Origin of the sequence: Streptomyces boncukensis (assembly GCF_011045075.1) — a bacterium.
GTDB classification, from domain to species: Bacteria; Actinomycetota; Actinomycetes; order Streptomycetales; family Streptomycetaceae; genus Streptomyces; species Streptomyces boncukensis.
Map to the genome: position 1 here is coordinate 1 of NZ_JAAKZZ010000993.1, position 1164 is coordinate 1164.

The following is a 1164-nucleotide window of genomic DNA, read 5'->3' on the forward strand; positions in this document are numbered from 1 at the left end:
CCGTTTGTGTGGTCGGGTGTGGAGTTGTTCGCGGTCGGGGCGAGCGCGTTGCGGGTGGCGGTGCACGCTCAGGGTGAGGGTGTGCGGGTGCAGGCCGCGGATGGTGCGGGGCGGCCGGTGCTGGCGGTGGAGTCCCTGGTCTCGCGGGAGGTGGCGGCCGATCAGCTCTCCTCGGCCGGGAGGCTGGGCGATGACGCCCTGTTCGCCGTCGAGTGGACCGCACAGCCGGCGGCTGATCCGTCCGGGCCGGGGGATTTCTCCACCCTGGTGGTCGGGGACGGGCCGGTGGAACAGGTGACGGGTGAGGTCCTGCGCCGCACACAGGAGTGGCTGGAGGAGGACTCCCCCGGCGCGCGTCTGGTGGTGGTGACGCGGGGTGCGGTGCCCGCGGGGCCTGGCGAGAGTGTGGATGTGGTGGGTGCGGCGGTGTGGGGGTTGGTGCGTTCGGCGCAGTCCGAGCATCCCGACCGGATTGTGCTGGTGGATGCCGATCCCGCTCTCGCGGTGGGCGATGAGGTGGATCTGGGGCTGTTGGCGGGTGTGGATGAGCCGCAGGTGGCTGTCCGGGAGGGGCAGGTTCTGGTGCCCCGGCTGGAGCGGGTTGCGGGTGCGGGGCAGTCCGTGCCGGTGGATCGGGATGGCACGGTGTTGATCACTGGTGGTACGGGGACGCTGGGTGGTCTGCTGGCCCGGCATCTGGTGGCCGGGCACGGCATCCGGCAGCTGCTGCTGCTCTCCCGGCAGGGCCCGGACGCGCCCGGCGCCGCGGACCTGGCCGCCGAACTCACCGCGCTGGGCGCCGCCGATGTGCGGATCGTGGCCTGTGACGCGGCCGACCGCGACGCTCTGGCCGCCGTTCTCGCGGACATCCCCGGCCACGCGCCGTTGACGGGTGTGGTGCATGCCGCCGGGGTGCTGGACGACGGGGTGTTCACCGCCTTGACTCAGGAGCGTCTCAACACCGTGCTGCGGGCGAAGGCCACCGCCGCGGCGAACCTGGATGAGCTGACCCGGAGCGCGGATGTGGGCCTGTTCGTGCTCTACTCCTCGGCCTCGGCGACGTTCGGCACCCCGGGGCAGGCCAACTACGCGGCGGCGAACGCCTTCCTGGACGGCCTGGCCGCCCGGCGCCGCGCGGAGGGACTGGCGGGGGTGTCGCTGGGC

The 1164-nt window shown here is 73.2% G+C and carries 1 protein-coding gene; it reads left to right on the plus strand.

Annotated elements, in window-relative coordinates:
* Positions 1-87 precede the first annotated feature (87 nt).
* Positions 88-1164: SDR family NAD(P)-dependent oxidoreductase (locus G5C65_RS40615; RefSeq protein ID WP_165303516.1), on the plus strand; the 1077-nt coding region annotated here is incomplete at its 3' end.